The 25,211-nt window shown below is 39.4% G+C and carries 25 protein-coding genes, 2 tRNA genes and 3 rRNA genes; 20 read left to right on the top strand and 10 right to left on the bottom strand.

The annotated features are described in order from the left end of the window. Window positions 1-41: 41 nt before the first annotated feature. The 3 genes from fliL to MTT30_RS04145 all read left to right on the top strand — a co-directional run bounded on the left by fliL (window position 42) and on the right by MTT30_RS04145 (window position 1,892). Window positions 42-578 carry a flagellar basal body-associated protein FliL gene (gene fliL, locus MTT30_RS04155; RefSeq protein WP_072594352.1) on the top strand — a complete coding sequence of 179 codons (537 nt, stop codon included), beginning with the start codon at window positions 42-44 and terminating at the stop codon, window positions 576-578. Beyond that, on the top strand, window positions 575-919 hold the full coding sequence (gene acpS, locus MTT30_RS04150) for a holo-ACP synthase (RefSeq protein ID WP_429801081.1): 345 nt from the start codon (window positions 575-577) through the stop codon (window positions 917-919). The genes fliL and acpS overlap by 4 nt, the downstream gene beginning before the upstream one ends. A 145-nt stretch (window positions 920-1,064) precedes the next feature. Beyond that, a complete protein-coding gene (locus tag MTT30_RS04145) occupies window positions 1,065-1,892 on the top strand; it encodes a hypothetical protein (protein WP_429801080.1) in 828 nt (275 codons plus the stop codon). Between the two features lie 144 nt (window positions 1,893-2,036). Here MTT30_RS04145 and radA read toward each other — a convergent pair whose 3' ends face one another. Genes radA through MTT30_RS04125 form a run of 4 tightly spaced genes read right to left on the bottom strand, consistent with a single transcriptional unit; the run spans window position 2,037 to window position 5,205 of the window. After that, window positions 2,037-3,377, bottom strand: a complete 1,341-nt coding sequence (gene radA / locus MTT30_RS04140; RefSeq protein ID WP_429801079.1) for a DNA repair protein RadA — start codon at window positions 3,375-3,377, stop codon at window positions 2,037-2,039. Continuing rightward, complete coding sequence (locus MTT30_RS04135; RefSeq protein WP_429801078.1) at window positions 3,352-3,714, bottom strand: VanZ family protein; 363 nt, start codon at window positions 3,712-3,714, stop codon at window positions 3,352-3,354. The genes radA and MTT30_RS04135 overlap by 26 nt, the downstream gene beginning before the upstream one ends. Further along, window positions 3,707-4,573, bottom strand: coding sequence for a signal recognition particle-docking protein FtsY (gene ftsY, locus MTT30_RS04130; protein WP_429801077.1), 867 nt, complete (start codon window positions 4,571-4,573; stop codon window positions 3,707-3,709). The genes MTT30_RS04135 and ftsY overlap by 8 nt, the downstream gene beginning before the upstream one ends. Continuing rightward, window positions 4,573-5,205, bottom strand: coding sequence for a TlpA family protein disulfide reductase (locus MTT30_RS04125; RefSeq protein WP_429801076.1), 633 nt, complete (start codon window positions 5,203-5,205; stop codon window positions 4,573-4,575). Before MTT30_RS04125 ends, ftsY begins: the two co-directional genes overlap by 1 nt. A gap of 49 nt (window positions 5,206-5,254) precedes the next feature. Here MTT30_RS04125 and MTT30_RS04120 point away from each other — a divergent pair, with 49 nt between their 5' ends. The 11 genes from MTT30_RS04120 to MTT30_RS04070 all read left to right on the top strand — a co-directional run bounded on the left by MTT30_RS04120 (window position 5,255) and on the right by MTT30_RS04070 (window position 16,071). Next, a complete protein-coding gene (locus MTT30_RS04120; protein ID WP_429801075.1) occupies window positions 5,255-5,887 on the top strand; it encodes a 5-formyltetrahydrofolate cyclo-ligase in 633 nt (210 codons plus the stop codon). Then, complete coding sequence (gene rny / locus MTT30_RS04115) at window positions 5,820-7,373, top strand: ribonuclease Y (protein ID WP_429801074.1); 1,554 nt, start codon at window positions 5,820-5,822, stop codon at window positions 7,371-7,373. Before MTT30_RS04120 ends, rny begins: the two co-directional genes overlap by 68 nt. A 9-nt stretch (window positions 7,374-7,382) precedes the next feature. Next, complete coding sequence (locus MTT30_RS04110; RefSeq protein ID WP_429801073.1) at window positions 7,383-7,979, top strand: lipid-binding SYLF domain-containing protein; 597 nt, start codon at window positions 7,383-7,385, stop codon at window positions 7,977-7,979. Further along, window positions 7,979-8,545: a DedA family protein gene (locus MTT30_RS04105; RefSeq protein WP_429801072.1), complete on the top strand. Its 567-nt coding sequence runs from the start codon at window positions 7,979-7,981 to the stop codon at window positions 8,543-8,545. Before MTT30_RS04110 ends, MTT30_RS04105 begins: the two co-directional genes overlap by 1 nt. Beyond that, window positions 8,542-9,882 carry a DUF945 family protein gene (locus MTT30_RS04100; protein ID WP_429801071.1) on the top strand — a complete coding sequence of 447 codons (1,341 nt, stop codon included), beginning with the start codon at window positions 8,542-8,544 and terminating at the stop codon, window positions 9,880-9,882. Before MTT30_RS04105 ends, MTT30_RS04100 begins: the two co-directional genes overlap by 4 nt. Window positions 9,883-10,147: 265 nt before the next feature. Continuing rightward, window positions 10,148-11,658 (top strand): 16S ribosomal RNA (locus MTT30_RS04095). A gap of 94 nt (window positions 11,659-11,752) precedes the next feature. After that, window positions 11,753-11,829, top strand: a tRNA-Ile gene (locus MTT30_RS04090). A gap of 12 nt (window positions 11,830-11,841) precedes the next feature. Beyond that, window positions 11,842-11,917: transfer RNA gene (locus tag MTT30_RS04085), tRNA-Ala, on the top strand. Between the two features lie 332 nt (window positions 11,918-12,249). Further along, window positions 12,250-15,154: ribosomal RNA gene (locus MTT30_RS04080) — 23S ribosomal RNA — on the top strand. Window positions 15,155-15,287: 133 nt separating this feature from the next. Further along, window positions 15,288-15,406, top strand: a 5S ribosomal RNA gene (gene rrf, locus MTT30_RS04075). Together the 16S, 23S and 5S rRNA genes with 2 tRNA genes alongside form the textbook arrangement of a ribosomal RNA operon. Before the next feature lie 221 nt (window positions 15,407-15,627). Beyond that, window positions 15,628-16,071: a ComEA family DNA-binding protein gene (locus MTT30_RS04070; protein WP_429801070.1), complete on the top strand. Its 444-nt coding sequence runs from the start codon at window positions 15,628-15,630 to the stop codon at window positions 16,069-16,071. 143 nt (window positions 16,072-16,214) lie between these two features. On the opposite strand, the gene MTT30_RS04065 is transcribed toward MTT30_RS04070, so the two are convergent. From MTT30_RS04065 to MTT30_RS04050, 4 genes are all read right to left on the bottom strand, one after another. Then, window positions 16,215-16,631 carry an Rrf2 family transcriptional regulator gene (locus MTT30_RS04065; RefSeq protein ID WP_429801069.1) on the bottom strand — a complete coding sequence of 139 codons (417 nt, stop codon included), beginning with the start codon at window positions 16,629-16,631 and terminating at the stop codon, window positions 16,215-16,217. Window positions 16,632-16,746: 115 nt separating this feature from the next. Continuing rightward, window positions 16,747-16,956 carry a hypothetical protein gene (locus MTT30_RS04060; RefSeq protein WP_429801068.1) on the bottom strand — a complete coding sequence of 70 codons (210 nt, stop codon included), beginning with the start codon at window positions 16,954-16,956 and terminating at the stop codon, window positions 16,747-16,749. 19 nt (window positions 16,957-16,975) lie between these two features. Next, on the bottom strand, window positions 16,976-17,359 hold the full coding sequence (locus MTT30_RS04055; protein WP_429801067.1) for an NAD(P)H-binding protein: 384 nt from the start codon (window positions 17,357-17,359) through the stop codon (window positions 16,976-16,978). A gap of 28 nt (window positions 17,360-17,387) precedes the next feature. Beyond that, on the bottom strand, window positions 17,388-17,762 hold the full coding sequence (locus MTT30_RS04050; protein WP_429801066.1) for a cupin domain-containing protein: 375 nt from the start codon (window positions 17,760-17,762) through the stop codon (window positions 17,388-17,390). A gap of 247 nt (window positions 17,763-18,009) precedes the next feature. Here MTT30_RS04050 and MTT30_RS04045 point away from each other — a divergent pair, with 247 nt between their 5' ends. The 6 genes from MTT30_RS04045 to MTT30_RS04020 all read left to right on the top strand — a co-directional run bounded on the left by MTT30_RS04045 (window position 18,010) and on the right by MTT30_RS04020 (window position 23,184). Then, complete coding sequence (locus MTT30_RS04045; protein ID WP_429801065.1) at window positions 18,010-18,987, top strand: cation diffusion facilitator family transporter; 978 nt, start codon at window positions 18,010-18,012, stop codon at window positions 18,985-18,987. Window positions 18,988-19,105: 118 nt separating this feature from the next. Further along, complete coding sequence (gene lepA / locus MTT30_RS04040; protein WP_429801064.1) at window positions 19,106-20,896, top strand: translation elongation factor 4; 1,791 nt, start codon at window positions 19,106-19,108, stop codon at window positions 20,894-20,896. Between the two features lie 203 nt (window positions 20,897-21,099). After that, window positions 21,100-21,330 (top strand): 2-hydroxymuconate tautomerase family protein, encoded by a 231-nt coding sequence (locus MTT30_RS04035; RefSeq protein ID WP_151227830.1) that lies wholly within the window; start codon window positions 21,100-21,102, stop codon window positions 21,328-21,330. After that, a complete protein-coding gene (locus tag MTT30_RS04030) occupies window positions 21,324-22,046 on the top strand; it encodes a hypothetical protein (RefSeq protein WP_087577142.1) in 723 nt (240 codons plus the stop codon). Before MTT30_RS04035 ends, MTT30_RS04030 begins: the two co-directional genes overlap by 7 nt. A gap of 11 nt (window positions 22,047-22,057) precedes the next feature. Next, complete coding sequence (locus MTT30_RS04025; protein WP_429801063.1) at window positions 22,058-22,615, top strand: YajG family lipoprotein; 558 nt, start codon at window positions 22,058-22,060, stop codon at window positions 22,613-22,615. Then, on the top strand, window positions 22,615-23,184 hold the full coding sequence (locus MTT30_RS04020) for a ComF family protein (protein WP_429801062.1): 570 nt from the start codon (window positions 22,615-22,617) through the stop codon (window positions 23,182-23,184). The genes MTT30_RS04025 and MTT30_RS04020 overlap by 1 nt, the downstream gene beginning before the upstream one ends. 96 nt (window positions 23,185-23,280) lie before the next feature. Here the strand turns inward: MTT30_RS04020 and MTT30_RS04015 are convergent, their stop codons facing one another. After that, on the bottom strand, window positions 23,281-23,919 hold the full coding sequence (locus MTT30_RS04015; RefSeq protein WP_429801061.1) for a YggS family pyridoxal phosphate-dependent enzyme: 639 nt from the start codon (window positions 23,917-23,919) through the stop codon (window positions 23,281-23,283). Next, entirely contained in the window at window positions 23,916-25,025 is a 1,110-nt protein-coding gene (gene rseP, locus MTT30_RS04010) for an RIP metalloprotease RseP (RefSeq protein WP_429801060.1), read from the bottom strand. Before rseP ends, MTT30_RS04015 begins: the two co-directional genes overlap by 4 nt. Window positions 25,026-25,211: the final 186 nt, after the last annotated feature.

Here is a 25,211-nt window from a genome sequence, read left to right as displayed (position 1 = left end):
AATTTTTTGTATAATTATAGCCAAAACTTAAAGGAGGAAAGATGGCTGAAGAAGTTGAAGAGAAAAAAGCAAAAAAAGGTGGCAATGGTGCATTAATGATAATTATCATTGCGATATTTGTTTTGCTGCTAGTTATTGGAGGGCTAGTTGCGTTTTTGATGCTTAGTTCTGACGAGCCAAAAGAGGCAAACATGATGCAAGCACCAACTCAGACTCAAACGCAGTCCATGCCAGCTCAAAATAAAGCAAAGCATGGTAGCAACGACTATTCAAATATGGGACCGATATATCCGCTTGATCAGTTTATTGTAAATTTGCTTAGCGAAAATGGCTCAAGATTTCTTAAAACTAAGATCGATATGGAGCAAAGCGATGAGTTGCTAACTCCTGAGCTTGATAAGAAAAAGGCACTTTTAAGAGACATTATCATTAGAACACTTTCATCAAAAACATACGAAGAAGTAAGCACTGCAAAAGGCAAAGATAGGCTAAAAGATGAGATCGTGGGTAAGCTAAATGAAGTGCTAAATGATGGCTACATCAAAAACATATTTTTTACTGATTTTGTGGTGCAATGATAGGTATTGATATCGTTAAGATAGATAGAATTTCAAAACTTAAGGCTCGTCACGGCGAGCTTTTTTTAAAAAAATTTCTTAGTGATGATGAGATCGCGCTAGCAAAAAATGATGCGACTTTGGCTGGATTTTGGGCGGCCAAAGAAGCAGCTAGCAAAGCCCTTGGTGTGGGCATCAGCAAAGAGTGTGGCTTTTTAGACATTGAGCTTAGCAAAGACACAAAAAACGCACCAAAGATAAAATTTAGCCCAAAAATTTATACAAATTTTAATATCAAAGAAGCAAGCCTTAGCATAACTCACGACGGCGGATTTGCCGTAGCTGCAGTGATGATTGTCTAAAATTTATGCATTTTTACAAAGCTTTTTAATATCTTTTAACTACTTCTGATAAATTTAAAAAAACGTATTTTTATAAAATTTTTTAAAGAAAAGACGATATCTTTAATTAAGATTTAATGGAGCTAAAGAAACTAAGGATAGTAAAATGCAAATTTCTAATACCCTCTCAACTACTAACTATCTCTCAAGAGAAAACATAGCAAGAGAGATGGGCTTTCAATTTAACGATATAAACGAGATACTTAGTAACGATATGGGATATGGTATGAGCTTTCCTAAATACGCAAGGCTTGATAGAAAGGCTCAAGCTGCGGCTTATGATAGACACATATATCCACTATCTGGCTTTACAAAAGGCGATGAAGCAAAAGTCACTATCATAGGAAAGCTCAGAGGCTATGATCCTGACTTTACAAGCGAGCAGCTATCAGATCTTAAAAATTTCATAAATGAAAGCAAGGGTTTGTTTGTAGAGTATATACAAGGTCAGCAAGCAAAACCAGACAATGATAAGCCAAAAATTTTAAGAGATACCCCATATACCGTAAATGAATTTTTAAATGAATATCGTGGCGATAGCGATTTGCTATTTATGCAAAACTCAAGGACTATTGATCTGCTTGATAGCGATATGAGCGTTGATGAGTTTAAAGAGGAGTGGGCTAAATATGCGTTAAAAGAGCGTTTTAATCTAACTTTGTCTAGTGAAGATGCTAAAAATGCTGTCAATATACTAAAAGAGCTAAACGAAAAAGGTATTCAGAATATAGATAATCTTGAAAAAGAAGACAACGCTAAAGAGAAGAAATTTACACCTATACAAGTTACTAAAAAATCTCACACCTATAAGCTTGAAGCTGATGAGAGATTTAAGGAGATCTATAAATTCATAAAGAGTGAATTTGATAGTGGCAAGAGCATGTTTGAAATTTTAGAAAAAGTTGCAAAGCTTAAAGTGGATAAGAGGGCATAGATATTTTATAAGCAAAGAATGGAATTTTTATAATTTAAATTTCGAAGAAAAGCATAGATGCTTTCAGGCTTATGCAAAAGATAAATTTCAAAAAACATGGCCTAGCCAGCAAAGTATTGATATTAAGTCGCTAGCAAGACAAATTTACATCCACTCAAGCACTTGCGTGATATCTTTTGCGTAAAAGCATTTTAGCCCTTGCGTGTCAAGCGGTTTGTTTGGGATGATCGCATTTTTAAATTTCTGCATTTTTGCCTCTTTTAGGCGCTGATCGAGGTTGAAAATTTCTCTTATCTCGCCGTTTAGGCTTAGCTCACCGATAAAGACGCTGTCCTTGCTGATAGGGCGGTTTTTGAAGCTGCTGATTATCGCTGCAATGACGGCTAGATCGGCCGCAGTCTCGTTTATCTTAACGCCACCTGAAACGTTTATAAAGACGTCGTAGTGTCCAAGTGGAATTTCAAGCTTTCGCTCAAGAAGTGCTAGCAGCATATCTAGGCGGTTTCTCTCAAAGCCAGTCGAGCTTCGTTTTGGATAGGCACTTTCGCAAACGAGTGCTTGTATCTCGATGCTAAGTGCTCTTGAGCCTTCCATTATAATAGTTATCGCGCTACCACTCATCGCCCCGCCACGTGTGAAAAATTTACTCGATACCTCATTTGCGCTCACAAGTCCGTGCTGACTCATCTCAAATATGCCAACCTCACTCGTCGAGCCAAAGCGGTTTTTAAACCCACGCAAAATTCTTAACTCTCTGCTCGCGTCACCCTCAAAATAAAGCACCACATCGACCATGTGCTCAAGCACTCTAGGCCCTGCGATCGAGCCCTCTTTGGTGATGTGACCTATGATGAAAACGAAGATATTTTGGCTCTTTGCAAGCCTCATCAGCTCAAACGTGATCTCTCGAACCTGCGTGATCGAGCCAGGGGCGGAGGTTATATTTTGGCTATAAAGTGTTTGAATGGAGTCAATGACTAGCACCTTGTAGTCGCTCTTTTGCACCTCTAGCATGATATCTTCTAGGCAAATTTCAGTTAGCAGGTATAAATTCTTATCCACCGCATTTAGCCTGTCGGCTCTCATTTTTATCTGACTTTGGCTCTCTTCGCCACTTACATAGAGCGTTTTTTTGCCATCTTTTGCTAAATTTGAGCCAATTTTTAGAAGCAAGGTTGATTTACCGATGCCCGGACTGCCACCTATTAAAACTAGCGACCCCTCGACAACGCCACCACCAAGAACAAGGTCGAGTTCGCTATCTTTGGTGCTAAATCTCGTGAAATTTTGAATTTCTACCTCGTCGATACTTACGGCCTTGCTAGGTGCGCCGCTGCTTTTTGCTATCTCTTTGCTTATCTTTATCTCTTGCTGGCTAAGCTCGACAAAGCTATCCCAAGCCCCACATTGCGGGCATTTACCTAGCCATTTGCTCTGCTGATTTCCGCACGCTTGACACTCAAAAACTGGTTTTGCTTTTGCCATAATATATCCTTTTTAAAATTTCAACTACTATCACTCCAAAAGCCGTTCCGATCATGTCAGCCACGATGTCAAGCAGGCTAAAGCTCCTGTTTGGTAAAAATGCCTGAACGAGCTCTATTTGCACGCCGAAGGCTAAAAGTATGACTAAATTTTTAAAAATTTTAAACTCATAGCCAAGATAAAGCAGGATGTATAGGACGCAAAAAGCTAAAAAATGGTTAGCTTTATCCCACGAATTTTCGATGATAGTAGGAGATTTTGGAGTAAATGCAAGAAAATCAATTGCCAAAAGAGCAGCGAAAAAGCAAATTTTACTAAGAAATTTTACCCTACTCAAAAATGGCGTCCATTAGCTTGTCTAAAAACTCGTCTGGATTAAATTTGATGATATCATCCATGCTCTCGCCAACGCCTATATAAAATATAGGTAGCTCAAGCTCTCTTGCCACGCCAAATAGTGCTCCACCCTTTGCGGTACCATCAAGCTTTGTGATGATGACACCATCAAGCGAGACAATATCGTTAAATGCTTTCGCTTGCGCAACTCCGGCGTTACCTTGCGTGCCATCAAGAATCAAAATTTTACGGTGTGGCGCTTTTTCATAAGCTTTTTTGCTAATACGAACAATCTTTTCTAGCTCGTTTGCTAAATTTGTCTGGTTTTGAAGTCTGCCGGCTGTGTCAAGGATGACTCGGTCGATACCTTTTGCAAGGGCTGAACTAATCGTATCGTAAGCAACAGCCGAAGGATCGTGCCCTTGCTGAGTGGCAACTATTGGCACATTTAGTCTAATTGACCATTGGCGTAGCTGCTCGATCGCTCCAGCTCTAAATGTATCACAAGCGCCTAAAATAACGCTTTTACCGTTATTTTTATATAAATTTGCAAGCTTTGCGATTGTGGTTGTCTTGCCAGCGCCATTTACGCCAAGGATGAGATCGACAAATGGCTTATCGGGCTCGATCACACGCTCATTTTCGTAGATAAAATAGCTGCTCATAACACGTCTTAGATCGGCTCTGCTTACTTCATCTTGAGGCGGCAAGTAGTATAAAATTTCTTCCACGATCTCGTAAGCTACGTCGGCCTCAAGTAAAATTTCTTCTAAGCTCTCTTTGTCTATCTTTTTTGACTTCTTCGCTGAGCTTATCGCTCCAAAAGTCTTCTCAAGGCCTTTTTTTAGAAAATCAAGCATTATTTTGTAGCCCTATTTATGTCATTTTCAAGCATCTCTTCAGGCACAAGACCGATGTAGCCTTGAACGTAGTCGCCATTTGCTTTAAAAAGTGCTGACGCAGGCAAGCCTTTTATGCCACCCATTGCTTTTTCAAATAAAAAATTTCCTTCGCCAACTGCGACTTCATATTTTATTTTATATTTTTGAGCAAAATCTTTTACTTCATCTTCACTTTTGTCTTCAAGTAGCACACCAACGATATCTAGTTCGTTTTTAAATTTCTCGCTTAGGTTGTTTAAGTGTGGGATCTCAGCCTTGCACGGAGGGCACCAAGTGGCGAAAAATACGTAAAGAGTTGCTTTTTTGCCATCTTTTACATCAAAGCCATTGCTTCTTTTTGTAATCTGCATAGTTGCTCCACTTAGCAGCTTTAGATTTATCTCTTTTATCTCGTTTTCTTGGGCACTTTCACTCATTTTTGGAGTGAGTGAGTCTTTGCTTAAATTTTCATCTTTGCTGGCATTTTTATCTAAAATTTTGCCCTGCGTTTGTTCGCTTGTATTTTGCTCTTTTTTTTGGTTATTCTCGTCGCCGCATCCAAAAAATGCAAAAATGCAAAGTGATGTTATAATTGCTCGTTTTAATGTCATAAATTTCCTTTTGAATAAGATTTCAGGATTATACAAGAAAGAGCATAAAATGAGCGTTAATTTAGAAAAAAATGAATTTAGAAAAAATGCAAGAGCAAATTTAATGAAACTTACTAAATTTAAGGCCAAATGCTCGCACTATAAAGCTACAAAAACGCTTTTGAAATTGATAAATTTTACAAATTCTAAGAAAGTACTGTTTTATTTGCCACTTAACTACGAAGTTGATGTGCTTAAAATAAGGCGAAATTTATCACATAAATGTGAAATTTTTGCCCCTTTTATGGTAGGTCTTAGCTTAAAGATGGTAAGATTGCGACTGCCATTTATAACTTATAAATTTAACGTCAGACAGCCATCTGGCAAAAAAATGGATAATGTTAGACTTGATATGGCAGTAGTTCCAGCGATTGGGGTTGATGGAGCTATGGCTAGGATAGGGCACGGAAAAGGATTTTATGATAGATTTTTTGACTCTTTGCTCATTAAGCCAAAACGGATAGTTTTTCTTGAGATAAAAGACTTTTATACCAAAGATGTGCTTTCAAATGCACAAGACGTGGTAGCAGACTTTTATATAACCCCAAACAAAAATTATATAAAAAGAGGAATAAATGATAGAGGTTTTAATAGGCTTAGGAGCCGGTGTGGCGGGCGTTGGAGCAGGGTATCTATACGCTAAAAAGATAAATGATGCAAACTACAACATCTTCTTAGAACAAGCAAAAGCAAAAGCAAAAGCAATAGAATACGAAGCTGAACTAACGCTTAAAAATTCTAAAATTTCAGTACAAGAGGCTGAATTTGAGGCCAAAAAAAGATACGATGACAAGACGACAAAGCTTCAAAAAGAGTATGCAAGTAAATTTGATGAACTAGCCAAAAAAGAGAAAATTTTGCTAAATGAGCAAGAGCTTTTAAATGAGAGCAAAGATCTTTTTGAAAAAGATAAGCAAGATGCAAAGATAACTTACGAAGAGGGTTTAAATTTAAAAGCGACTTATCAAAATAAGGTAGAAGAAGCAATAAGAGTACTTGAGCACGCTGCTGGTTTAACAGAAGAAGAGGCTAGAGAAGTTGTGCTTAAAAAGGTTGAGGAGAAGTCTCGTGCAGACATCGCTCACATCGTCAGAAAATATGAAGAAGAGGCTAAAAGAGAGGCTAAAAAGAGGGTTAATTATATCTTGGCGCAGGCTACGTCAAGATTTGCTGGAGAATTTGCGGCTGAGCGTCTGATAAATGTCGTAAATATTAAAAACGATGAGCTAAAAGGTAGGATCATTGGTAAAGAGGGACGTAATATCAAGACCCTTGAAATGGTGCTTGGCGTTGATATCATCATCGATGATACACCTCACGCGATCATACTAAGCAGCTTCAATCTTTACAGACGTGCGATCGCAACAAGAGTGATCGAGCTTTTGGTGGAGGACGGCAGAATTCAGCCTGCGAGGATAGAAGACCTTCACAAAAAAGTGACTGAAGAATTTGAGCAAAGCATACAAGAAGAGGGCGAAAACATCGTCATGGATCTTGGTCTAAATAAAATTCATCCAGAGATCGTAAAACTAATAGGCAAGCTTAAATTTAGAGCGAGCTACGGTCAAAACGCCCTTGCTCACAGTCTTGAAGTGGCTCACCTTGCTGGCATCATCGCAGCTGAGTGTGGCGGAGATGAGAAACTTGCAAAAAGAGCTGGCATACTTCACGACATCGGCAAAGCACTAACTCATGAGTATGAGGGCAGCCACGTTGATCTTGGAGCAGAAATTTGTAAGCGCTACAAAGAGCATCCAGTTGTCATTAACGCTATCTACGCTCACCACGGCCATGAAGAGGCAACAAGTATAGAAAGTGCGGCTGTCTGCGCAGCTGACGCACTAAGTGCAGCTCGTCCAGGTGCAAGGCGTGAGGTACTTGAGAGCTTCCTAAAACGTGTTGAAGAGATAGAAAATATCGCAAAAAGCAAAGATGGTATCAAGCAAGCTTATGCGATAAATGCAGGCCGTGAAATTCGTGTCATCGCAAATGCTAAACTCATAAACGACGACGAGGCCGTGCTTGTAGCAAAAGAGATAGCTCAAGAGATCGAGAGCAAGGTGCAGTATCCTGGTGAGATAAAAGTAAGCGTCATCAGAGAGACTCGTGCTGTTGATTTTGCAAAATAGCGGCAAAATATGAAATTTCTTTTTTCAATTTTATTGTTTTTATCGCTTGGCTTTGCTAGTGAAGAACTAGTACTAGACTCGGCAAACTCGTTTATAACAACTATGAGAGGCGCTAGAAACGCTCCTATAAAAGAGCTAATCGAGCAGTCAAAAGCGACGATCATCTTTCCAAGTGTTAAAAAGGTCGGTTTTGTAGTTGGTGGCATGGGCGGAGATGGCATCATGGTTGTTGGTAACATTAACTCGCCAAGTGAAATTTTGCCAGTTAGCATAAGTGGCGGAAGTATCGGCATACAGCTTGGTTATGAGGATAGCTCGCTTGTGCTTTTTATATTTAAAGATAGCATTATCCACGATATTAAAGATGCCAAGATCACGCTTGATACAAAGCTATCAGTAGCTTTTGGCGACATTGGACGCAATTACAGTAAAGTAAGCGATTTTAAATTTTCAAGTGATATTTATGCATATGCCGCAAATGATGGTTTCTTTGCGGGAGCTAGCTTTGGTGGAGCAGTCATCAGTGCAAGGGAAGAAATTTTAAAGCAAAGTGGCTATGCCTATGAACAGCTAATAGCCTCTGCATCTAAACTTTTAGGAGATTAATGCAAGATATCATAAACTCAGTTTCAACATACGGCTATATTGTATTGTTTTTTTATAGCCTTGGTGGCGGCATGGTTGCATTAATCGCCGCTGGAATTTTAAGTTTTGCTGGCAAGATGGATATCACTCTTAGTATAATTGTCGCTGCTGTGGCAAATACAATCGGCGACACGCTAATTTTTTATGTCGCAAGATTTAATAAAAACTCACTTATGCCTTATATCAAAAATCATAAAAGAAAGCTTGCTTATGCAGGAATTTTGGCCAAAAAACACGGTGATAAGATAATATTTATCAAAAAATTTATCTACGGAGTTAAAACATTGGTTCCTATCGCGCTTGGACTTACGAAGTATTCATTTTATAAATTTAGCATTATAAATTTGATCTCGTCAGTGCTTTGGGCGATCATTATCGGATTTGCCAGCTTTAAAGCGGGTGATTATTTTGTAGGTGCAAGCGACTATCTTGGCGAGCATAGATATATTATGCCTCTTGCTATGGTTTGTTTGTTGCTTGGAATTTGGTTTTTTTTACAACATATTACAAAAAGGAGAAAAGCATGAAAAAGGTGATATCTGCTTTAATCGTAGTTATCGTGGTAGCCATTGGAGCGGTTTATTTTGCTTCAAATGAGGTAGAGAAAAACTATCAAAGGATAGTGAATGATCTAAATAATATTAAGGGCTTTAAAATTTCTAATAACAATTACAAAAAAGGTTTTTTTGGCTCAAAAGGATCATTTGATTTTAGTGTTTCAAAAGATCTTTTGGGAAATATATTTGGTAAAAATGTAAATGAGGATTTGGTTTTTAAAGTAGAAAATGAAATTTCTCATACAGTGCTTGCTTTTATAGATGGCTTTGAAATAGACTCAAAAATTTCTATCCAAAACGATATGATTAAAAACATTATCGCAACATTTATGGGATCAAATGTCATTGCAACAACTAAAACAAAAGTTAGCTTAACTGGCGATAAAGATGTAGATATCAAATTTAGCAATATTGAATTTAATGATAAACAAAAAACTGCCGTTAATACAAAAGATATAAAGATTGGTATGACGCTTGATTCAAAAGATAGTATAAACAGCTTAAAGGTTGAAGCAGATAAGATTGTTTTGAAAGATTTTAGTGAGTACAACAAAGTTGATCTAAATATCGAAGGATTTTATATCGACTCAAGTTATAAAGAGCCAGTTAAGATTTCAAAAATTTTAGAAAGCCAGTTTGTACCTTATTTGGCAAAAGTTAAATTTAAAAGGATGTCTTTCGCATCTAATGACATAAGTAATATTTTGATAGATGACTTTAAGTATGACTCAAAATTTGAAATCTCAAATGATCTTGGAAGATCAGACGATGTTATAAAAATAGGTATAGTAGCAGTTGATAAAGTAAAATATACAGATTTTGTCTTTGATAGCAAAATCGCAAATATCAATGTGGCTGCATTAAATAATGTATTAGATAAGCTTAATAATTTAAATAATGAAGAAAATTATAATGTTTTAGCTGGATTAAATTTTGATGAGATAATAGATCAAATCTTAGAAAAGAATCCAAGTATAAAAATAGATACATTAAGCTTTAAAAAAGGAGATAAGACTTTAAAGCTAAATTTGGATGCAGCGGTAAATGGCTTTAAAAAGGGAACAAATCAGTCAGAAATTTTTGATAAATTATCTCTTAGTGGAAAAATAAGTGTCGATGAAAGTTTGACGAATTTTTTTGATACATTAGTGCCAGAAGTAGCTTTTGTTGAGCCTACTTTGGTATCTGCTGGATATTTTAAAGAAGAGGACAAAAAAGTAATAAGCGAATTTAAATATGATCCAAACAAAAAAGATATTATATTTAATGGAAAAGTTGGACTTCAAAATTTCTTTATGGGTTTTTAAAAATTAGCCTGATTTTTATCTGTATTTAAGCATCACTTCTATATACTTCACTTTCTGTTTTGCAAAACGCAGAGCAGAAAGTTCTTTTAACTTACAATTGTTAAACTATTAGTCAATCTTTGAAATCTAAACAAGTGATCGATTGAGCCAGTCTATTATTTTATAATTTATAATAGATTTAGACAAACTAATAAATGAAACTAAAAGTTTTTTTGATTAAAAACTTCATAATAAAATCCTATCAAATAAATTTTGCTAGGTAATTAATATGGAGAGTTTGATCCTGGCTCAGAGTGAACGCTGGCGGCGTGCCTAATACATGCAAGTCGAACGGACAAGTAAGAGCTTGCTCTTATGAGTTAGTGGCGCACGGGTGAGTAATATATAGCTAATCTGCCCTACACTAGAGGACAACAGTTGGAAACGGCTGCTAATACTCTATACTCCTATCTTACATAAGTTAGATAGGGAAAGTTTTTCGGTGTAGGATGAGGCTATATTGTATCAGCTAGTTGGTGAGGTAATGGCTCACCAAGGCTATGACGCATAACTGGTCTGAGAGGATGATCAGTCACACTGGAACTGAGACACGGTCCAGACTCCTACGGGAGGCAGCAGTAGGGAATATTGCTCAATGGGGGAAACCCTGAAGCAGCAACGCCGCGTGGAGGATGACACTTTTCGGAGCGTAAACTCCTTTTGTTAGGGAAGAATAATGACGGTACCTAACGAATAAGCACCGGCTAACTCCGTGCCAGCAGCCGCGGTAATACGGAGGGTGCAAGCGTTACTCGGAATCACTGGGCGTAAAGGACGCGTAGGCGGATTATCAAGTCTCTTGTGAAATCCTATGGCTTAACCATAGAACTGCTTGGGAAACTGGTAATCTAGAGTGAGGGAGAGGCAGATGGAATTGGTGGTGTAGGGGTAAAATCCGTAGAGATCACCAGGAATACCCATTGCGAAGGCGATCTGCTGGAACTCAACTGACGCTAATGCGTGAAAGCGTGGGGAGCAAACAGGATTAGATACCCTGGTAGTCCACGCCCTAAACGATGTATACTAGTTGTTGCTAAGCTAGTCTTGGCAGTAATGCACCTAACGGATTAAGTATACCGCCTGGGGAGTACGGTCGCAAGATTAAAACTCAAAGGAATAGACGGGGACCCGCACAAGCGGTGGAGCATGTGGTTTAATTCGAAGATACGCGAAGAACCTTACCCGGACTTGATATCTAACAAATCATCTAGAGATAGAAGAGTGTCTGCTTGCAGAAATGTTAAGACAGGTGCTGCACGGCTGTCGTCAGCTCGTGTCGTGAGATGTTGGGTTAAGTCCCGCAACGAGCGCAACCCACGTCATTAGTTGCTAACAGTTCGGCTGAGCACTCTAATGAGACTGCCTTCGTAAGGAGGAGGAAGGTGTGGACGACGTCAAGTCATCATGGCCCTTATGTCCGGGGCGACACACGTGCTACAATGGCATACACAATGAGAAGCAATATCGCGAGATGGAGCAAATCTATAAAATATGTCCCAGTTCGGATTGGAGTCTGCAACTCGACTCCATGAAGCCGGAATCGCTAGTAATCGTAGATCAGCCATGCTACGGTGAATACGTTCCCGGGTCTTGTACTCACCGCCCGTCACACCATGGGAGTTGATTTCACTCGAAGCCGGAATACTAAATTAGTTACCGTCCACAGTGGAATCAGCGACTGGGGTGAAGTCGTAACAAGGTAACCGTAGGAGAACCTGCGGTTGGATCACCTCCTTTCTAGAGTACATATAGATATTCTCTCACAAGATATTTATAAGAAAGATATTCTCAATCATCCTTGTTTAGTTTTGAAAGATTGATAGACCTATAGGGGCCTATAGCTCAGCTGGTTAGAGTGCACCCCTGATAAGGGTGAGGTCACAAGTTCAAGTCTTGTTAGGCCCACCAGAGAATTTAATTGGGGAATTAGCTCAGCTGGGAGAGCGCCTGCTTTGCACGCAGGAGGTCAGCGGTTCGATCCCGCTATTCTCCACCATAAAATAGTTTAACTATATTAAATTAAGTCTAATTAGAGAGCTTAAAAATTTAAACTTTCTAATTAGACTTTTGTCTAAATGTTCTTTTAATTAATATTGTTAATAGTCACAAGCAAGTTTTAAAAACAATTTTACAGGACTTGTTAAAGATTTAAATTTCTATCATCTTTGCATTTAATGCAAAAGTTTGACATCACAATCTATTTAGGATTTAAAACTTATCTAAATAGTAGTCAATGCTTTCCGTCTTGAGAGCTAGAATTTAAATATAGTAACATAAAGTTATCTTTAACAAGGAAGTGATGCGAATTAGAATAATCTAATATAGAAAAGGTAAGCTACAAAGAGCAAGTGGTGGATGCCTTGGCTAGTAGAGGCGATGAAAGACGTGCCAGGCTGCGATAAGTCTCGGGGAGCCGTCAAGGGGCTTTGATCCGGGAATTTCTGAATGGGGCAACCCAACTAATAGAGATATTAGTTACCGTATAACGGAGCGAACGAGGGGAATTGAAACATCTTAGTACCCTCAGGAAAAGAAATCAAAAGAGATTACGCTAGTAGCGGCGAGCGAACGCGTAAGAGGGCAAACCGTTAGTTTACTAACGGGGTTGTAGGACTGCAATATAGACTAAACTTAGCTAATAGAATAATCTGGAAAGATTAAGCATAGAGGGTGATACTCCCGTATATGAAAGCTTTGTTTTACTTAGCAGTATCCTGAGTAGGGCGGAACACGTGATATTCTGTCTGAAGCTGGGTAGACCACTATCCAACCCTAAATACTACTACTAGACCGATAGTGCACAAGTACCGTGAGGGAAAGGTGAAAAGAACTGAGGTGATCAGAGTGAAATAGAACCTGAAACCATTTGCTTACAATCATTCAGAGCCCTATGATTTATCAGGGTGATGGACTGCCTTTTGCATAATGAGCCTGCGAGTTGTGATGTCTGGCGAGGTTAAGGAAACCCGGAGCCGTAGCGAAAGCGAGTCTTAATAGGGCGTTTAGTCAGACGTTGCAGACCCGAAACGATGTGATCTATCCATGAGCAGGTTGAAACCGGTGTAAGAGCCGGTGGAGGACCGAACCCGCTAGCGTTGAAAAGCTATGGGATGACTTGTGGATAGGGGTGAAAGGCCAATCAAACATCGTGATAGCTGGTTCTCTCCGAAATATATTTAGGTATAGCGTCATGTAGTAACACTAGGGGGTAGAGCACTGAATGGGCTAGGGCATACACCAATGTACCAAACCCTATCAAACTCCGAATACCTAGTGTGTAATCATGGCAGTCAGGCGGCGAGTGATAAAATCCGTCGTCGAGAGGGGAACAACCCAGACTAACAGCTAAGGTCCCTAAATCTCATTTAAGTGGAAAACGATGTGGAGTTACTTAAACAACCAGGAGGTTGGCTTAGAAGCAGCCATCCTTTAAAGAAAGCGTAATAGCTCACTGGTCTAGTGATTCTGCGCGGAAAATATAACGGGGCTAAAATGAGTACCGAAGCTTTAGACTTAGTTTTACTAAGTGGTAGGAGAGCGTTGTATTTGCGTTGAAGGTGTACCGGTAAGGAGTGCTGGAGCGAATACAAGTGAGCATGCAGGCATGAGTAGCGATAATTGGGGTGAGAATCCCCAACGCCGTAAACCCAAGGTTTCCTACGCGATGCTCGTCATCGTAGGGTTAGCCGGGTCCTAAGCAAAGTCCGAAAGGGGTATGCGATGGAAAATTGGTTAATATTCCAATGCCAACTATAATGTGCGATGGAAGGACGCTTAGAGTTAAGCAAGCTAGCGGATGGTAGTGCTAGTCGAAAGGTGTAGGTTAAGATCCAGGCAAATCCGGATCTTTTTAAGCCGAGACCCCATAGGCGTTTGAAGTTCTTCGGAATGGATAGCGAATTGCCGATACTGTCGAGCCAAGAAAAGTTTCTAAGTTTAGTTATAGTTGCCCGTACCGTAAACCGACACAGGTGGGTGGGATGAGTATTCTAAGGCGCGTGGAAGAACTCTCTTCAAGGAACTCTGCAAAATAGCACCGTATCTTCGGTATAAGGTGTGCCTAACTTTGTTAAGGATTTACTCCGTAAGCATTGAAGGTTACAACAAAGAGTCCCTCCCGACTGTTTACCAAAAACACAGCACTCTGCTAACTCGTAAGAGGATGTATAGGGTGTGACGCCTGCCCGGTGCTCGAAGGTTAATTGATGACGTTAGCTCTGCGAAGCGTTTGATCGAAGCCCGAGTAAACGGCGGCCGTAACTATAACGGTCCTAAGGTAGCGAAATTCCTTGTCGATTAAATATCGACCTGCATGAATGGCGTAACGAGATGGGAGCTGTCTCGAAGAGGGATCCAGTGAAATTGTAGTGGAGGTGAAAATTCCTCCTACCCGCGGCAAGACGGAAAGACCCCGTGGACCTTTACTACAGCTTGACACTGCTATTGGGATAAAAATGTGCAGGATAGGTGGGAGGCTTTGATCCATAGACGCCAGTTTATGGTGAGCCGTTGTTGAGATACCACTCTTTTTTATTCTGATAGCTAACTAGCTTGAGTTATCCTCAAGTAGGACAATGTCTGGTGGGTAGTTTGACTGGGGCGGTCGCCTCCCAAAATGTAACGGAGGCTTACAAAGGTTGGCTCAGAACGGTTGGAAATCGTTCGTAGAGTATAAAGGCATAAGCCAGCTTAACTGCAAGACATACACGTCAAGCAGAGACGAAAGTCGGTCTTAGTGATCCGGTGGTTCTGTGTGGAAGGGCCATCGCTCAAAGGATAAAAGGTACCCCGGGGATAACAGGCTGATCTCCCCCAAGAGCTCACATCGACGGGGAGGTTTGGCACCTCGATGTCGGCTCATCGCATCCTGGGGCTGGAGCAGGTCCCAAGGGTATGGCTGTTCGCCATTTAAAGCGGTACGCGAGCTGGGTTCAGAACGTCGTGAGACAGTTCGGTCCCTATCTGCCGTGGGCGTAAGAAGATTGAGGAGAGTTGACCCTAGTACGAGAGGACCGGGTCGAACCAACCACTGGTGTACGAGTTGTTCTGCCAAGAGCACCGCTCGGTAGCTATGTTGGGATGTGATAACTGCTGAAAGCATCTAAGCAGGAAGCCAACTCCAAGATGAATCTTCTTTTAAGAGCTCATATAGACTATGTGTTTGATAGGCTGGGTGTGTAATGGATGAAAGTCCTTTAGCTGACCAGTACTAATAGCTCGTCTGCTTATCTTTTAATAAGCATCACTTCCTTGTTAAGGATAAAAACTTAATAAGATATGTTTTTATAAAACTTTGTTTATGACTTTTAACTTTATCAAGTAGTGTTAAATAAGAGATTTATCTGATATATCTTTTATTTAACACTGCCCGTGACTATACAGACGAGGAAACGCCTTGCTCCATCTCGAACCAAGAAGCTAAGCTCGTCCTGGCTGATGATACTCTCCCTTACTGGGATGTTGGAAAAGTAGGTCGTTGCGGGCTTTGTTGATTTTTAATATTCTTTATCTAAACAATCATCTTTTAATATTATTTCTTAATTTATAACAAAATATCAAATCTAAAATTTATTTATATTTTTAAATAATTAGACTTTTTATCTTTATATTTATAAATATCTTTTAGTTTATGCTTTTATACGAGTGTTGACTAAAAACACCAAATATGATAGACTCCAAACCCAAATTTACCCAAAAAGGACAAAAATGAAAAAGATTATATTCTCACTATTAGTAGCAGCTTCTACATTACTAGCAGCCATAAATTTAAACACCGCCACAAAAGAAGAGTTAATGAGTTTAGATGGTATAGGATCTTCAAAGGCAGATGCAATAATAGAGTATAGAAAAGCAAACAAATTTAACTCAATAGAAGATATAAAAAATGTAAATGGTATAGGCGATAAGACATTTGAAAATTTAAAATCAGATATATCAGTATCAGGCACTACAAAGATAGACACCACAAAATCAAAAATAAAATCTAAAAAAGATGAGATAAAAGAAAAGGTAAGTAAAAAGAGTAATGAATTAAAAGAGAAAAAAGATAGTGCTAAAGATGATAGTATAAAAGAGATAAAAGATAAGAAAGAAAAGCTAAAAGATAAAGCACAAAAGAGTAAAGCTAAAAAAGAGAAAAGCAAAGAGTAATAAATCTAGAAATTTATAAAAATTCTTACATAAAGTATATAAAAATAGTTAGGAGCGCATAGCGTTCCTAATAAAAATAGATTGGTTTTTATATATCTGCCCACTTTTTAATTCTATAACTTAATCTGCTTACTTTTTAAATTTTATAAATTAATAAGCTCATCTAATAGATCTTGTAAAGTAATACTTCTTAGTTCACTTTCTAAGGCTTCTTGTGCTTTTAGGAAGTGACCAGTTAAAAGTCCCTCGATCTTGCCACCAAGCGGGCAAGCTTTAGGTGAGTCAGAGTGGATCTTAAAAAGTTTTTCTTTATCATTTACCGCGTTAAAAATTTGAAGGAGGGTTATATCTTTTGGCTCTTTCGCAAGACTCACACCACCAACTCCAGCTACGACATTCACGAGTCCTGCAGCCTTTAGAGTGCCAAGCAGACGCCTAACTATGACAGGATTTGTGTTTATACTACCTGCTATAAATTCGCTCGTGACTTTCTCGCCTTTGAAAAAACAAGCTGCTAAAACTACATGGATCGCGGTTGAAAACTTGATCCCTACTTGCATAACTGTCCTTGAAATTTTTTCTGATTATACTTTAAATTTTTACTAAAAGCAGTTTATTTTCAGTTTAGATTTGACAAGCCGACTTTTTGTACCAGCTATGTCAAATCTATAATTTTTATGCTCGCTCGCCAACTGCTGTGAAGCGTTTTTGTATAAATTTTTTGTTTTTTAGCTCGTCTATGATCGCAAGCGCAAGGTCTGCATAGCTTATATAACTCTCATTTTTTGAGTTTAAGATGAGATTATCTCCACCAAGCACGTATTTACCAGTACGAGCACCATTTGGGTCGTAGTCACCTGCTGGGCTTACGTATGTCCAAAGCAAATTGCTCCTATCTTTTAGCTCAAAATAAGACTCCGCAGTTGCCTTTGCTACACCCATATATGCCGCTGGGAAGTCTGGTGTATCCATTAAATAACGTACCAGCGCCGCCAACTACGATGAGCCTTGTACTAGTGCCTTCTAGTAAATTTATAAGATGAGTGGCCACTTTTTTGTGAAGCGCAAAGGTATCTGGCGTCCACGCTGCAAATGCACTGATCACTGCGTCAAAGCCAGCCAGATCAGTCTTTGTAAGCTCGAAAATATCTTTATAAACGACCTTTACGCTTTTGTTTTTATACTCTTTATTTCTAACGATCGCTGTGACGTTGTAACCTTGTTTTAAAGCCTCGTTCACCAAATTTGTACCGCTTTTGCCGTTTGCTCCGATGATTGCTATTTTCATTGTTTCTCCTTTAAATTTGTCTTTAAATTTACAACCAGCTTGGCTTTACGTCATCAACTATCACGCCGTCACTCATTGTGTATTGCTCTAGACTACCGCGTTTTGCCTGGATGCAGATCATTTTGATGCCGTTTTTGCCAGCTCTAAAGCACCTTTTACCCTCTGGATCTATACGCACCGTGTCTCCTTTGCCAACTACTATCACTTCGCCATCAATAAAAAGCTCACCCTCGCCCTCTAGGATGATGTAAAGCTCCTCGTTTTGCTTATGTGCATGGACAAATGGCACGCTCACATTTGCCGGAAGCTCGTTTATAGATACCTCACAGCCAGTTAAATTTAAAGCCTCTTTTAGCTCGACTCTTGGTTCGTTTACGATCTTTGCAACTTGATAATTTTTCATTTTGTTCTCCTTGTCTTTGTATTGTAATATTTTTATTTACAACCGATGAGCGAAGTATAATAATTTTTAGTTGTAATATCAAGAGTTACAACAAAATTTTTATCATTTTTAAAATTCAATCTTTAAGCGGTACTAAAGCAGATGCAGGGCATATTTATACAGTTTTTAGCTTGCTTAGCCTCTAGTCAGGTGGCGCCAGAGCTTGCTATGGATGCTTAAATTTATCAGTAAAAGGTGATCATTTTAGATGCAAGAGACCCACTCTCATCACCACCACGCCGAGCATGGCGGTATGTACATTCACACGAGCAATAAAACTGTTTTAAGAAATTCATTTTTTCTAATTTTCACATTCATGGTGGCCGAGACGGTCTTTGGCTTCGTTTCAAACTCGCTTGCACTTATTAGCGACGCATTTCACATGCTCTCAGATGCTGCGGCTCTCTTTTTGTCGCTGGTCGCTTTTAAGATCGCAGAAAAAAGGGCAAATTTGCAAAAGACCTTTGGCTACAAAAGGGTCGAGATCATCGCTGCTTTCATAAACGCTATCGCTCTTATCGCGCTTACTATCTTTGTCGTAGTCGAAGCGATCATCAGGCTTTTTAACGCGCCAGAGATCAAAGCTGAGACGATGCTTTTTGTTAGTATTTTGGGGCTTGTGGTAAATTTAGTCGTGGCTATTTACATGCACAAAAGTGCTGATACAAAAGAAAATTTAAATATGAAAGGGGCTTATCTACACGTGCTTGGTGACACGCTTGGCTCGGTTGGCACCATCGTTGCAGCGCTTCTTGTGATGAAATTTGACTTCACGCAGGCCGATAGCATCGCAAGTATCTTTGTCTCACTACTCATCATAAAAAGTGGCGCTAGCTTGCTAAAAGATAGCTTTAATATCCTGATCGAAGCCGTGCCGCTTAAGCTTGATACGGATGAAATTTTAGGCGTTATAAAGGGCGTAGATGGCGTTAAAATCGTGCATGACCTGCATATCTGGGCGATAAATGCTGGCACAAATGCGCTCATAGCCCACGTGGTGGTGGATGATGCGTTAAGCGTGGCTGAAATTTCAAAGATGATAAAGCAGATCGAACACGAGCTTTTTCATGCAGGCATTGGCCATGTCACGCTTCAGTTTGAGAGTGAGAGCCTTGGACACAAAGACGATCTCATCTGCGAGTTAAATGACGATGAAGGACATGAGCACTTTGGACATTGTCATTAAGATTTTTAAGAATAGAGCCAAGCTCTAGTGACGGGCTTATGATAAAAATATATTTATTGGCATTTAAATCAACTTTAGGCAAAATAAAGCCCAAAATTTAGTAAAAAGTAAAACTTATATGAAAAACATCAGAAATTTTAGCATCATCGCTCACATAGACCACGGCAAAAGCACGCTTGCTGACCGTCTGATCCAGGAGTGTGGCGCCGTAAGTGACCGTGAGATGAGCTCGCAAATCATGGATACGATGGATATCGAAAAAGAGCGTGGCATCACTATAAAAGCCCAATCTGTTCGCCTAAACTACGCACTAAACGGTGAAAATTTTATTCTAAATTTGATAGACACTCCGGGCCACGTGGATTTTAGCTACGAGGTGAGTCGATCTTTAGCCAGCTGTGAGGGTGCACTGCTAGTAGTGGACGCTAGTCAAGGCGTAGAGGCACAAACAATCGCAAACGTCTATATCGCACTTGAAAACAACTTAGAGATCATTCCAGTCATCAACAAGATCGACCTGCCAGCAGCTGATCCTGCTAGGGTAAAGGACGAGATCGAGCATATTATAGGACTTGACTGCTCTGTAGCGATCGAGGTAAGTGCAAAAAGTGGCATCGGTATAAAAGAGCTACTTGAAGCGATCATTACGAGAATTCCTGCGCCAAATGGTGATGCAAGCAAGCCTACAAAGGCGCTTATTTATGATAGTTGGTTTGACAACTATCTTGGTGCACTTGCTCTTGTGCGTGTATACGACGGCACTATCTCAAAAAATGATGAAATTTTAGTCATGGGAACAGGCAAAAAGCACATTGTGCTCGATCTCATGTATCCAAATCCTATTGCTCCTATCAAGACAAAGAGTCTTGCAGCTGGCGAAGTAGGCATCGTTGTACTTGGACTTAAAAATGTTAGTGACGTCCAGGTGGGCGATACGATTACACAGGCTAGAAATCCCCTAAAAGAGCCAGTAGGTGGCTTTGAGAGGGCTAAGCCATTTGTCTTTGCTGGACTTTATCCGATCGAAACTGATAAATTTGAAGATCTGCGTGATGCACTCGATAAGCTAAAGCTAAATGACAGCTCTATAAGCTACGAACCAGAGACTTCGGTTGCACTTGGATTTGGTTTTAGGGTTGGCTTTTTAGGCCTTCTTCATATGGAAGTGGTAAAAGAGAGGCTGGAGCGTGAATTTGATCTAGATCTCATCGCCACAGCGCCGACTGTGACTTATGAAGTCATCCAAACTGATGGGGTAAATTTAAAAATTCAAAACCCAAGCCAGCTACCACCAGTCAACAAAATAGACTCAATCCTTGAGCCATATGTGAAAGCGACTATCATCACGCCAAGCGAGTTTTTGGGCAACATCATCACGCTTTTAAACAACCGCCGTGGCATACAAACAAAGATGGACTACATCACGACTGATCGCGTTTTGCTTGAGTATGACATACCGATGAACGAGATCGTTATGGACTTTTACGACAAGCTAAAATCAAGCACTAAAGGCTACGCGAGCTTTGATTATGAGCCTAGCGACTACCGCGTGGGCGATCTAGTAAAGCTTGATGTCAAAGTGGCTGGTGAAACGGTCGATGCACTCTCTATCATCGTGCCTGAGAGCAAGGCGCAGACAAAGGGCAGGGACTTTGTAAAGGCGATGAAAGAGATCGTACCTCGTCAGCTCTTTGAAGTGGCGATACAAGCGAGCATTGGCAACAAAATAATAGCTAGAGAAACCGTAAAATCAATGGGCAAAAACGTCACAGCCAAGTGCTACGGTGGCGATATCACGCGCAAGAGAAAGTTGCTTGAAAAGCAAAAAGAGGGTAAAAAGCGTATGAAGGCGATAGGGAAGGTTAATTTGCCGCAGGAGGCGTTCTTATCCGTCTTAAAAATAGACTAGAGGTTTATCTTTTGTGCCCTTTTGAAAGAGTTAGTGAAATTTTGGCTTGATGAACTACGTGTTCTATCTGCGCCAAAATTTCACGTCACAGCTTTCAAAATCATCACAAAATATCTCGCCTCATTGTGAGCTGGCGATACGGCCGCTTTTGGTTTTTGTTTTTGATTAAATTTTAAATACTAAATTTGCAAAAAAGGAAGCATATGCCATTTGTGAAAATTTGTGTGACAAAAGAGGGTGATAGCCCAAGTGTGGAGCAAAAAGAGAAGATGATAAGTGGGGTTACAAAGCTAATAAGCGAAATTTTAGGTAGAAGCGCTCAAAATACCGTTGTCATTATCGATGAGATCGATATGAATAACTACGGTATAGCAGGTGAGAGTGTAAAGAATCTCCGCAAAAAACAAAAAGAGCAAAAGGAAGTAAAATGCTAAGAACGACATTATTAGCAGTTTTTGCAGCTATCTTTCTAACTGGCTGCGTGGCTAAAGCTAGCCTTTGTCTATCATGTGAAGGAATAGACGGCGTGCAAAGTGCGAGCATAAACAGCGAAGATAAGATGTATTTTGAAGAGGTTATGAGGATCCCAGCTGACTGCAGCGCTTGTAAAGGCAGGGGCGATGGCCTTTTCATAAATGGTGTTAAATACAAAAGTGATGTAGCAATAAACTGCTGCTTAGAAAAAAATATGATCGATACTAATGTTGGGCTAAAAAAGGTTTATTTCCACAGGATCGTTGATGCTAGAAGTAGCGCAAGATCGATATATTACACAGGTGTTGAAGGAAATACTGCAGTTTTTAACTCAAATCCACGCCTTGAAGTGCTTTTTTACATGTTCTTACAGCGTGAGTTAAATTCTCGTGGAATCGTTGTTGTCGATACTCAAACATCGCCTTATACATACAGGCTTGATTTTAGATTTGACGAGCTTAGAGGAAGCTATTCGGGAAGTTCAGAAATTTTAAATGGACATCTAAATGGGCTTCTTATTCTTTCAAATATAAATTTCAAAAAAACGTTACCTATCTCGACTAGGCACCATGTGGAGAAGCTAGAGGCTTCAGAGTCTGGTCAGTTTGACTTTTTTATCGCACTTTTAGTTAAACAAGCTGCGATAAAAGTAGCCGATGAGATCACTAAACTTTAAAAGGAAAAACGATGAATAAATTTAAATTTTTAGCTATTTTTGGACTTTTTGTTTTATTTTTAACTGGTTGTGCGCCAAGTCAAAGTGTTGTCGCATTTGATCCATATAAGGCTGCTTCAAGCCAACAAAATAGCGGCTTTGAGGCCTATATAAGCGCGGTGCATGATAACCGTAAAAACAAAAGTACTATTGCTACGATCACTGATAGCAAAGGTACCGTAAAAGAATATGTCGTGCTTCAAAACGATCTTGCTACTTATTTTAGCGATTCGCTCAAAAAAGAGCTTATGGCGCGCGGTGCAAATGTAAATGGCATGGGTGGCGTCGTAGTTGAAATTTTTATCAACGAGTTTGAAGCAAATATGAGCGGATATGGTACTGATAATACAAAAGGCAATATTAAGATTACACTTAAGATCCAAAAAGGCGATCAAAGCATTGTTAAAAATATTTCAAATAATCAAACTAAATTTGAGTTAATTCCCACAGGTGGAGCATTTAAATCATTTTTGACTGAAATAATAAATGATGCTATCAAACGCACAGCGCTTGCTATTTTAAATAGCTAATGTTTTGTGCGTTTTGCAAGAGCTTTACGCTAAATACATTTTGTAAAATTTGCTCACAAATTTTAAGCGAGCCAAGCCCGATAGCAAGAGAGCTAGAGGGCTTTAAAATTTATAGCTTTTACGGCTACTCTGAAATAAAAGAACTCATCCACTCCAAGCACCAAATGCACGGATATTTTATATATAAAAACTTAGCCAAATTTGCATTTAAGAAATTTGCCAAAAGTTTTAGCTTTCCGGAGCAAGTCTATGCTTTGCCTATAGACGATAGAGTTCATTTTGGCTACTCACACACGGCTATTTTGGCAAATGCACTAAGGGCTAAAAACCTAAAGCCTATATTTCACGCACTGCATGCAACCAGCAAGATCAGCTATAGTGGCAGGGATTTACAATTTAGACAAAATAACCCAAGAAATTTTAAAATCCTAAAAAAGATCACTGCTCCAGTTATTTTAGTAGATGATATCGTAACTACTGGCACTACGATATTTGAGGCTAGAAATACTCTAGAAAAAGCTGGCGTAAAAGTACTTTTTGCTCTAGTTCTGGCTGACGCTAAATATTAAATTTTAATTTTTTCTCAAGTCTCTTTGGGTAGAAATTTACATAGCTCCAGTGGCAATCTATTTCGTTAGCAGTAGGGGCATGCAAAAGTGATAAATTTATAGATAAAGCATAGTGCCAAGGCGAATCATATTTGAGCCACATTTTATCGCTAGCTCGAAGTCACTACTCATACCCATCGAGCAGATAGTTGCACCTTTTGGCTTTAGGCTCTCGTAAATTTTATAAGTTAGTTCAAAGCTCTTTTGAATTTCTTTTGGCTCATCCACATGCGCTCCGATACTCATCACGCCTTTTAGATTAATATTTTTGCACTCGCTTTGGATGTGCTCGTAAATTTCTAGCGCATTTGCCACGCTTACACCTTGCTTTGTATCTTCATCAGCCGAGTTTATTTGAAGCAAGGTATCTAGCTTATAGCTGAGTCTTTTATCGACCTCTACGGCCCTTTCAAAGTTATCGCAGCTTTGCCAAAGTGTTGGCTTTAGACTTATCATTTGATTTATTTTGTTATTTTGCAAGCGGCCGATCATATGCCATTTTATATCAGTAAAATTTTGCAGTTCTAGCTCTTTTTTGGCTAGCTCTTGGACCCTGTTTTCGCCAAAATTTCTTTGCCCTTGTGCGTAAAGCTCTCTTACTTCGGCACTTGTGACATTTTTGCTAACAGCGATTAGTGTCACGTCTTTGCTTAAATTTTCGATCTTTTCCAATAACTCTTTTAAAACTATCATCATAAACCTCCGCTTAATCTCATAATGTCATTAAAAGTTGCAAGTACCATTATGCCAAGCAGCAGTGCCCAGCCGCAGTAGGTAAGCATAATTAGCACTCGCTCATTTACCTCGCGTCTAAAAATCAGCTCATATAGGTTAAAAAGTATGTGGCCGCCATCAAGTGCTGGGATGGGGAATAAATTTAAAACGCCTAAATTTACTGAGATTAAAGCGACAATCGTCAAAAGCACGCCAAGACTTATTTTTGCGGCTTTTGAAGTAACATTAGCGATCTGCACGATACCGCCGACCTCTTTTAGTGGTATATCTCCAATGATTAGCTTTTCAAGACTTTTAAAGATGAGCATTGATGCTTCAATTGTCTCGTAAAATGCAAATTTTAGGCTACTAAGGCCTGTGTGATAAATTTTTATCACTTCGCCGTTTGACCTAATGCCGATTAGTGGGTGTTGGATCTTTTCATTAAATATATTTATCGTCTCGCCTATTTTTGGTGTTAAATTTATGCTTAAAATTGAGCCGTTTCTATCTATCAAAATGGTACTTGGCTCAAGTTTTACATTTTTACTGATCTCGCCCCACTCGTTTATCTTTACGCCATTTACCGCTAAAATTTTATCGTTTACTGCTATGCCAGCGCTCTCAGCTGCCGAGCCTTCAACTATATATCCAACTATTGGCGCACGTTTTTCAACGCCGATAAATCCAAGCAAAATGTATATAAAAAACGCCAAGATAAAATTAAAAAACGGCCCTGCAAAGAGGATATAAATTCGCTTTATAGGGCTTAGCACGTTGTAGCTGTCCGCGTCGTAGTTTTTGGCCTTTGGGTCGGTGTCGTCTTGACCTTTCAGCTGCACGTATCCACCAAGTGGGATCGTGCTTAGGCAGTAGTCGGTGCCTCCAACATTTTTGGTGTAAATTTTCTCGCCAAAGCCGATACTAAAGGTATTTACCTTTACGCCAAGCGATCTTGCTGCCAAAAAGTGGCCAAGCTCGTGGAAAAATATGAGAAATTTAATGGCTAAAACGGTCACTAAAAAATAAAACGAATATGCATAAAGCCCAAGGCAAAGCAGGGCCAGCGTGAAGAAAATGCCTTTCAAAACTTACCTTTTTTTGAAAAATTGATGAGATTTTAGCCAAAATTTATAAATTTACTCTCAAACGGCGTTTAGCTAAAAATTTCTCTTAGCTAGGAGAAATTTTTAACTTGATTTTACTTATTTTGAAAATGAAGATTTGATTATTTATATAAATTTTTGCAAGTAAAAACTTTGGGTCTTACGAGC

Source organism: Campylobacter concisus (assembly GCF_050447445.1).
Lineage (GTDB): Bacteria > Campylobacterota > Campylobacteria > Campylobacterales > Campylobacteraceae > Campylobacter_A > Campylobacter_A concisus_BI.
This window is presented reverse-complemented; position numbering and strand designations above follow the sequence as displayed.